Origin of the sequence: Streptomyces synnematoformans (assembly GCF_039531005.1) — a bacterium.
GTDB classification, from domain to species: domain Bacteria; phylum Actinomycetota; class Actinomycetes; order Streptomycetales; family Streptomycetaceae; genus Streptomyces; species Streptomyces synnematoformans.
The window spans coordinates 1-8,681 of the sequence record NZ_BAAAPF010000293.1; the positions used below are offsets into that span (position 1 = coordinate 1).

Here is an 8,681-nt window from a genome sequence, read left to right on the forward strand (position 1 = left end):
GCGCGGTGCCGGCGGTGTCGTCTGCTCCGCCCGCGGGCGGGCGGTGTCCGGGGAGGGTCGGGGGGGTGGAGGTGCGAGGTGCGCGGCTGCGGGGGGTGGCCGCGGGCGGGGGCCGGTGATCCGGGAACCCGGGCGGCCCGCGGCGAACCGTGCGTGCCCGGTGGATGCCCGGTGGCGGCCGTCCCGGGGGCCGCCACCGGGCCGCGAGGCCGCCGGGATCCGGCGGCCGGCGGCGGAGGGTGGGGGGAACCCGCGTGTGCTAGTTCACCGGCGGGTTGGCGTTGGCCATCAGCTCCTCGAACTGGGCCTGGAACCAGTGGCCGGAGGTCGGCGCGCCGTCGAGGGCGCCCGACATGTTGTACTGGTTGCGCGCGTTGCCCTCGTACGTCGGGTCACACATCCGGTCGAAGCCCTTGTCGTCGTCCGGAATCTCCTCGCTGGCACCGTCCGACTCACCCGGGGGCTTGATCCAGGCGTAGGCGTGGATGTTGGGCTCCGGGGAAGCGGTCGGCCGCTCGCCGAGGCCGGCTCCGGCCTGGTTGCACCAGTTGCCGAGGTGGATCCGGCGGTCGGTGCGGCTGTCGTTGACGTAGTCCTCACCGGGCCCGGAGATGTCACCGGGGCCGGTGGGCCGCTCGGGGCCGCCCCAGCCGTTGCGCGAGGTGTCGATGATCGCGCCCAGGCCGGACGGGAAGCCGGCGGCGGTGGCCGCCTCCGTCACGAACGCCTGCGCGAAGGACAGCTCGTCCACGTAACGGTTCCAGTCCACCCACGAGCTGTTCCCCTCGCGGATGGGCCCGTCGCCGGCCACGTCGTCGATCGAGAAGTACGGCTCCTCGGTGGCGCCGTAGTTCGCGGTGTTGGCGGCGAAGCCGGTGACGTCCTCGGGCGAGGCGCCCTCGGCGTTGGCGGCCTCGTAGAGCACGTCGGCGGTCGCCTGGAAGTTGTTGTCCCAGCCGATCCAGCCGTGGTGGCCGATGTCGATGTAGTTGTAGACGTTGCCGTTGTCGCCGAGTGCGCCGAGGTTGTAGCCGACGCCCTTGACGTAGTTGCCGTTGGCCTTCATCTCGTCGCACTCGGGCGTCGCGGTCTCCCGGTCGCCCACGTTGGTGATGAGGTTGGGCAGCGAGTCGATCTCGACGATGTTGATGACCTTGAGGTCGGCGTACGCCGGGTCCTCAAGGATCGCGTCGATCGGGTCGATGAAGTCGGTCTTGTACTCGTCGATCTGGTCCGGTTCCAGCTCGCCCCGGGAGGCGAGCGCGGCGCAGTCCCGGCCGGGCAGGTTGTACGTGACGATCTGGATGGCGTCGGCGCCCTGCGCCAGCGCCTCGTCCATGTGCTCGCGCAGGCCCATGTTGTTGTTGCCGTCGGAGCCGCTGGTGATCGCGTCGATGCTGTCGAGCCACACGGCGGTGGGGGTGTCGGCGATGGCCGCGCCGCCGGCCTCGGTGGCCGAGGCCTGCCAGTCGGGGTTCACGTACAGCTGGCTGCCCTCGTACGGGTTGTCACCCGGGGCCGCGACGTCGGCCGCCGCGGGGGGTGCGGACAGCGAGGTGGCCAGCAGGGCGCCGGCGCCGGCCAGCGCCGCCGCGCTGACTCCCGCGACACGTTTGCGTGACTTTCTCATCGGCTCTCCTTCCACGCCTGTGGGGGGCGTTGGATGTGGGGGGGTGGTGGGGGGATGCGGGGGGTGTGCCGTGAGGACGCGTTACTGACGAGTACATGTCAATTGTGGACCTTCCTTTCGCGCGTCCCGTGCGGTGGTGCGTGCGTGCCAGTCGGCCTCGCCGGCGTCCCGTCCGGCGGCGGCCGTGCGTTGAAGGTCGCGACTATGGGAGCGCTCCCATGCCGCGCTGCGAGGCTAACAGCTCAAAGAAGTGTTGTGAAGGGTCCGCCCACGAGGACGGGCGTCTTTACTGGTCGTAGACGGAGACGGGCCGGCCGGTGAACGGGCGGGCGGCCCCCGGCACTTCGGCGCGGCGGCCCTCCGGCCCGCCGCGCGCTACGCGCCCGCCCGGGCGCCGATCTCCGCGACCAGCCGCTCCGCCACCGGTGCCGGGATGCCGTGGGCGCGGGCGCCGCGCAGCAGGGCGCCGCCGATGGCGTCGAGTTCGAGGGGGCGGCCCGCTTCGGCGTCGCGGAGCATCGAGGACTTCGTACGGGCCGGGAACGTGTCGTACATCGCCGCGACCGCCCCCGCGTCCACCCGCGCCCCGCAGGCGCGCGCCACCGCGGCGGTCTCCGCCAGCAGCGCCAGCATCTCGTCCCGGTGACCGGTCCGCACGCCGCCGACGGGCAGGCCGTGGCGGGTGGTGAGCAGCGCCATGGGGGCGAGGAACGCCATCTTCGTCCACAGGACGCTCGCCTCGTCGCCGAGCACCTGCGTCTCCGCACCGGCGTCGGCCAGCGCCCGCGCGACCGCCTCCAGCCGCTCCCGCGGCGCCGTGGCGGAGGCGAGCGAGATCTTCGTGAACGGGCTGCCGTGCTCGATGAGCCCGGGGGCGACCCGGGTGGACTCCACGGTGATCGTGCCGGCGGCGACCTGCTCCGGCCGGTAGCGCTCGCGCAGCGCGGCCATGTGGTCGACGCCGTTGAGCAGCGGCACCACGAGCCCGTCGCCGAGCGCCGCGGGCGGCACCCGGTCCAGCGCGGCGGCGAAGGCGGTGGCCTTGACGGCGACGACGCACAGGTCCACCGGCGTGCGCAGCTCGGTGTCGCCGGTCACGTTCGTGGCGAAGTCCCCGAACTGCCTGCTGTTGACGGTGATCCCGCCGGACCGCAGGGCGCTCGCGGTCTTGGCGCCGGCCAGGCAGGTCACCCGGTGCCCGGCCCGCGCCAGCAGCCCGGCGAGCAGCCCGCCCACCCCGCCGGGGCCGAGTACGGCAGCGTTCAACGTGTCCATGCGCAGCAGTAAAGGCCACGCGGCCCGCGACGTCCACACGGACGGCGCCGACAGGGGGATCGGGGCTAGGCGGTGGGGAAGGCGCCGGTCTTCACGTCGGCGACGAACGCCCGCCACGCCTCGGCCGTGAAGGTGAGGGCGGGACCGTCCGGGTCCTTGGAGTCCCGGACGGGCACGGCGCCCGCTGCGGCGAAGCCGGGCGCCCACTCGATGCAGGCGCCGCCGTTGCTGTTGCTGTAGCTGGACTTGACCCACTGGGCGCGGGACAGGTCAGGGGTGGTGCTCATGGGGAAGTTCCTCCAGAACGGACCGAATGAACTCCGCAGTCTCGGCAGGCGATCGTGCGTAGGCACGTAGTACATCGCATGCCTGGGTGCACCTGCGAACGGTTTCGGGATCTTCGATCAAGCGGCCGGTCGTGATGCTCTCTTCGTAGGCCACCGTGGTGCCGTTGTCCAGGGTGGAGAGCGCCAGCATCCCGCCCATCAGCGAGTGTGCTCCGTGCGTGTGCGGCAGCACCTGGAGGAGACTCGTCGGGCCCTCGACCCACGGGAGCAGCGACCGGAGTTGCTCGTGCATCACCTCCGGACCGCCGATGGTCCGGGTGATCGCGGACTCTTCGAGGACCACCGACAGCCGGGCGGGCTTTGCTCCCTTGAGGATGGCCTGCCTGCTGAGGCGGGCGGTCACGAGGTCGTCGACCGACTCGGCGGGCGCCGACGGATTGCCGACATTGAAGATCGCTCTCGCGTAGCGCTCGGTCTGCAGGAGGCCGGGGACCACGAACGGGGCGTACTCGATGATGCTGACGGCCCGCTCTTCCAGCTCCATCCGGCGCCGGTACTGATCCGGATGACCCTCCCGCCTGGCGAGGCGGTACAGGCGCCCGAAGTGCCCGTCCGTGCCGAAGCAGGCGTCCAGTCTGGCGCTGAGATCCGGCGGCGGGACCGCCTCAGCCGTCTCGATCCTCGCCAGGTGGGTCCTGCTGTACCTCACCACCCCGGACAGCGCCTCCAGCGTCATCCCGGCGTTCTTCCGGTACCGGCGCATGTCCGCCCCGTACAGATCGCGGGCGGAACGGTCCGGCTTCAACTCGCGCTCTCTCGCAACCATGCGTGCAACCCCCAGGCGACACCGACGTGCCCCCTGAGCGTAACGCAGACGGTGACTCCGCCGTCACCAGAAGTCACATCGATGTCCGGCTACGCCGACTTCCTCGCCGCCCGCAGGAACTCGCGGTTCAGGGACGAGATCGCCGCCAGCGGGATGCCCTTCGGGCAGGCCACCGCGCACTCGCCGGTGTTCGTGCAGCCGCCGAAGCCCTCCGCGTCCATCTGGCCGACCATGTCCAGCACCCGCGACTCCCGTTCCGGCGCGCCCTGCGGCAGGGTGTTCAGGTGGACGACCTTCGCGGCGGTGAAGAGCATCGCCGAGCCGTTGGGGCAGGCCGCCACGCAGGCGCCGCAGCCGATGCACTCCGCGTGCTCGAAGGCGGTCTCCGCCGCCGGCTTGGGGACCGGAGTGGCGTGGGCGTCGGGGGCGCTGCCGGTGGGGGCGGTGATGTAGCCGCCGGCGCCGATGATGCGGTCGAACGCCGAGCGGTCCACGACCAGGTCCTTCACCACCGGGAACGCCGACGCGCGCCACGGCTCCACATCGATGACGTCGCCGTCCGCGAACGCCCGCATGTGCAGTTGGCACGCCGTCGTGCGCTCCGGGCCGTGCGCCCGGCCGTTGATGACCACCCCGCACGCGCCGCAAATGCCCTCGCGGCAGTCGTGGTCGAAGGCCACGGGCTCGTCGCCGGCGAGGATCAGCCGCTCGTTGAGGGTGTCCAGCACCTCCAGGAACGACATCTCCGGCGTGACGCCGTCGACCTCGTACGGGACCATCCCGCCGGTCGCGTCGGGGCCCGGCTGCCGCCAGACCCGCAGGGTCACCTTCACTGATAGCTCCGTTGCGTGGGGATGACGTACTCGAACTCCAGGTCCTCGCGGTGGAGGACCGGGGCGGTGCCGGTGGCGGTGAACTCCCAGGCCGCCGCGTACGAGAAGTGCTCGTCGTCGCGCGCCGCCTCGCCGTCCGGCGTCTGGCTCTCCTCGCGGAAGTGGCCGCCGCACGACTCCGCGCGGTGCAGCGCGTCGAGGCACATCAGCTCGGCCAGCTCCAGGTAGTCCGCGATGCGGTTGGCCTTCTCCAGCGACTGGTTCAGCTCCGCGCCGCTGCCCGGCACCCTGACCCGGCGCCAGAACTCGTCGCGCAGCGCCGGGATCCGCTCCAGCGCCTTGCGCAGCCCCGGCTCCGTACGGGCCATGCCGCACTCGTCCCACAGCAGCTCGCCCAGCTCGCGGTGGAAGGAGTCGGGGGTGCGGTCGCCGTCGACGGCGAGGAGCAGGTTCAGCCGGTCCTCGGTGTCCGCGACGGCCTCGGCGATCGCCGGGTGGTCGGGGGAGACCTGCTCGGGGCGGTGGCGGGCGAGGAAGTCGCCGAGGGTGGCGGGGAGGATGAAGTAGCCGTCGGCCAGGCCCTGCATGAGGGCGGAGGCGCCGAGGCGGTTGGCGCCGTGGTCGGAGAAGTTCGCCTCGCCGACGGCGAAGAGGCCGGGGACGGTGGTCTGCAGGTCGTAGTCGACCCACAGCCCGCCCATCGTGTAGTGGATCGCCGGGTAGATGCGCATGGGCACCCCGTACGGGTCCTCCGCGGTGATCCGCTCGTACATCTCGAAGAGGTTGCCGTACCGCTCCTCGACCGCGGCGCGCCCCATCCGCCGGACGGCGTCGGCGAAGTCGAGGTACACGCCCTGCCCGCCGGGGCCGACGCCGCGGCCCTCGTCGCAGACGTTCTTCGCGGCGCGCGAGGCGATGTCGCGGGGCACGAGGTTGCCGAAGGAGGGGTAGAGGCGCTCCAGGTAGTAGTCGCGTTCGTCCTCGGGGATCGCGTGCGGGGGGCGGGCGTCGCCGTGCGCCCTGGGCACCCAGATGCGGCCGTCGTTGCGCAGCGACTCGCTCATCAGCGTCAGCTTCGACTGGTGGTCGCCGGAGCGCGGGATGCAGGTGGGGTGGATCTGGGTGAAGCAGGGGTTGGCGAAGTAGGCGCCGCGGCGGTGGGCCCGCCAGACGGCGGTGGCGTTGGAGTTCTTGGCGTTGGTGGAGAGGTGGAAGACGTTGCCGTAGCCGCCGGTGGCCAGGACGACGGCGTCGGCGAGGTGGGTCTCGATCCGGCCGGTGACCAGGTCGCGGGCGACGATGCCGCGGGCCCGGCCGTCGACCACGACCAGGTCGAGCATCTCGGTGCGGGCGTGCATCTCGACGTTGCCGGCGTCGATCTGCCGGGACAGCGCCTGGTACGCGCCGAGGAGGAGCTGCTGGCCGGTCTGGCCGCGGGCGTAGAAGGTGCGGGAGACCTGGACGCCGCCGAAGGAGCGGGTGTCGAGCAGGCCGCCGTACTCGCGGGCGAAGGGCACGCCCTGCGCGACGCACTGGTCGATGATCTCGACCGACACCTGCGCGAGGCGGCGCACGTTGGACTCGCGGGCGCGGAAGTCGCCGCCCTTGACGGTGTCGTAGAACAGCCGGTGTACGGAGTCGCCGTCGTTGCGGTAGTTCTTGGCGGCGTTGATGCCGCCCTGGGCGGCGATGGAGTGGGCGCGGCGCGGGGAGTCCTGGTAGCAGAACTGGACGACGCGGTAGCCCTGCTCCGCGAGCGTGGCGCCGGCCGCGCCGCCGGCGAGGCCGGTGCCGACGACGATGACGGTGTAGCGGCGGCGGTTGGCGGGGTTGACCAGCCGGGCGGTGAAGCGGCGGCGGTCCCAGCGCTCGGCGATGTCGCCGGGCGGGGCGGCGGCGTCGGCGACGGGCTCGCCCTCGGTGTAGTGCGCGTATGCGGGTGACGTCTTCGGTGACATCTTCAGTTCACGACTCCCGTCATGACGGCCACGGGGATGGAGATGAAGCCGCAGGTCAGCAGCAGCGCAGAGGTGTCGGTGACGGCCTTGAGGGCCCGTGCGCGGGCCGGGCCCGCGGCGCCGAGGGTCTGCACGGCGCTCCAGAAGCCGTGCCGCAGGTGCAGGCCCAGGGCGAGCATCGCGGTGATGTAGATGACGTTGCCGTACCAGGTGGAGAAGGTGGCGACGGTGTTCTCGTACGGGTGGCCGCTCTGGGCGTTCTCGTTCACGGTGAGCGTCGTCAGGTCGAGGACGTGCCAGACGACGAAGAGGCCCAGGATCACGCCGCCCCAGCGCATGGTGCGGGTGGCGTAGCTGGTGCGGCGGCGCTTGTGCACGTACGCGACCGGGCGGGCGGCGATGTCGCGGCGGCTGAGCTGGTACGCGGTCACGCCGTGCAGCACGACGGCGGCCACCAGCACGACGCGGATCAGCCACAGGGCCCACTCGTAGTGGAGGACCGGGCCGCCCAGGGTGCGCAGCCAGTGGCCGTAGTCGTTGAACTCCTCCGCGCCGAAGAAGATCTTGAGGTTGCCGACCAGGTGGGCCACGAGGTAGGCGAGCATGATCAGCCCGCTGACGGCCAGCACGGTCTTCTTGCCGACGGTGGAGTGCCAGAGGAGGGCGGGGAGCGACGGCGGGTACCGCCGCGGGCGTGCCGACTCCGCGGCGGGCTTTCCGGCGGCGGGCTTTCCGGCGGTGGGTTTCGACGCCGACTTCGTGGTCAGGGCCATGACTGCGACGGTAGGGAGGACGAGGGGCATCCGTCCAAGACATGATTTCGCTGCTTTCGATAGGCATTGCCTATCATCGGGCCTACTCTGGGCCCCATGCACCTGCAGCAGCTTCGCTACGTCGCCGCCGTCGCCGAGACCCGCCACTTCACCCGGGCCGCCGAGCGCGAGCACGTGGCCCAGCCGTCGCTGTCGCAGTCCGTACGGGCGCTGGAGCGGGAGCTGGGCGCCGAGCTGTTCCACCGGGCCCGCGGGCACATCACCCTCACCGACGCCGGCGAGGCGCTGCTGCCGCTGGCGCGGCGCATCCTCGCCGACGCCGAGACCGCGCGCCGCGAGGTCCAGGAGGTCGCGCAGCTGCGGCGGGGCCGGGTGCGGCTGGGCGCCACGCCGAGCCTCTGCGCGAGCCTGGTGCCGGACGCGCTGCGCACGTTCCACGCCCGCTACCCGGGCATCGAGCTGCACGTGCACGAGGACGGCTCCCAGGACCTGGTGCGGACCCTCGCGGCCGGCGAGCTGGACCTCGCGCTGGTGATCACCCCGCTGGCGGGGCAGGCGCCGGCGCTGACGACGACGGAGCTGCTGCGGGAGGAGCTGGTCGTGGTCTCGTCGCCGGACGCACCGCCGGTCGCGGGGAACGGCGGCACCGGCGCCGGGATCCGCATCGCGGACCTGCGGGGGCGGCCGCTGGCGATGTTCCGGCACGGGTACGACCTGCGGGAGCTGACGGTCGCCGCGTGCCGGGAGGCGGGCTTCGAGCCGGAGTTCGGCGTGGTGGGCGGGGAGATGGACGCGGTGCTGGGCTTCGTGCGGGCGGGGCTGGGGGTGGCGGTGGTGCCGAGCATGGTCGCGGCGCGCTCGGGGCTCGTGACGACGGCGTTCGCGGCGCCGGGGCTGCACCGGACGATCTCCGTGGCACACCGGGGCGACGTGTCGCCGCCCCGGGCGGCCCGGGAGCTGCGCCGGCTGCTGCGCAGCGCGGCGGGCGGCGGGGCGGCAGCGCCGCCGGGCGGCTGAGCGAGGGCGCCGTGGCCGTACGGGGACGGGCGCGCCCCGTCCCCGTACGCGCACCGCCGCGTCCGGGGGCGCTCCCGCACGG

General features: G+C 72.7%; 8 protein-coding genes. 1 reads left to right on the forward strand and 7 read right to left on the reverse strand.

Features of this window, described 5'->3' with window-relative positions; all coding sequences use genetic code 11:
• Nucleotides 1-259: 259 nt before the first annotated feature.
• The 7 genes from ABD317_RS29495 to ABD317_RS29525 all read right to left on the reverse strand — a co-directional run bounded on the left by ABD317_RS29495 (nt 260) and on the right by ABD317_RS29525 (nt 7,582).
• Nucleotides 260-1,630 carry a glycoside hydrolase family 6 protein gene (locus ABD317_RS29495; RefSeq protein ID WP_344293688.1) on the reverse strand — a complete coding sequence of 457 codons (1,371 nt, stop codon included), beginning with the start codon at nt 1,628-1,630 and terminating at the stop codon, nt 260-262.
• A gap of 375 nt (nt 1,631-2,005) precedes the next feature.
• Entirely contained in the window at nt 2,006-2,896 is an 891-nt protein-coding gene (locus ABD317_RS29500) for a ketopantoate reductase family protein (RefSeq protein ID WP_425582464.1), read from the reverse strand.
• Between the two features lie 74 nt (nt 2,897-2,970).
• Complete coding sequence (locus tag ABD317_RS29505) at nt 2,971-3,192, reverse strand: DUF397 domain-containing protein (RefSeq protein ID WP_344293692.1); 222 nt, start codon at nt 3,190-3,192, stop codon at nt 2,971-2,973.
• A complete protein-coding gene (locus ABD317_RS29510; RefSeq protein ID WP_344293694.1) occupies nt 3,176-3,928 on the reverse strand; it encodes a helix-turn-helix domain-containing protein in 753 nt (250 codons plus the stop codon). The genes ABD317_RS29505 and ABD317_RS29510 overlap by 17 nt, the downstream gene beginning before the upstream one ends.
• 179 nt (nt 3,929-4,107) lie before the next feature.
• On the reverse strand, nt 4,108-4,851 hold the full coding sequence (locus tag ABD317_RS29515) for a succinate dehydrogenase/fumarate reductase iron-sulfur subunit (RefSeq protein WP_344293696.1): 744 nt from the start codon (nt 4,849-4,851) through the stop codon (nt 4,108-4,110).
• Nucleotides 4,848-6,809: a fumarate reductase/succinate dehydrogenase flavoprotein subunit gene (locus tag ABD317_RS29520; RefSeq protein WP_344293698.1), complete on the reverse strand. Its 1,962-nt coding sequence runs from the start codon at nt 6,807-6,809 to the stop codon at nt 4,848-4,850. Before ABD317_RS29520 ends, ABD317_RS29515 begins: the two co-directional genes overlap by 4 nt.
• A gap of 2 nt (nt 6,810-6,811) precedes the next feature.
• Nucleotides 6,812-7,582 (reverse strand): succinate dehydrogenase, encoded by a 771-nt coding sequence (locus ABD317_RS29525; RefSeq protein WP_344293700.1) that lies wholly within the window; start codon nt 7,580-7,582, stop codon nt 6,812-6,814.
• A gap of 96 nt (nt 7,583-7,678) precedes the next feature.
• Here ABD317_RS29525 and ABD317_RS29530 point away from each other — a divergent pair, with 96 nt between their 5' ends.
• Nucleotides 7,679-8,599 carry a LysR family transcriptional regulator gene (locus ABD317_RS29530; RefSeq protein WP_344293702.1) on the forward strand — a complete coding sequence of 307 codons (921 nt, stop codon included), beginning with the start codon at nt 7,679-7,681 and terminating at the stop codon, nt 8,597-8,599.
• Nucleotides 8,600-8,681 lie beyond the last annotated feature (82 nt).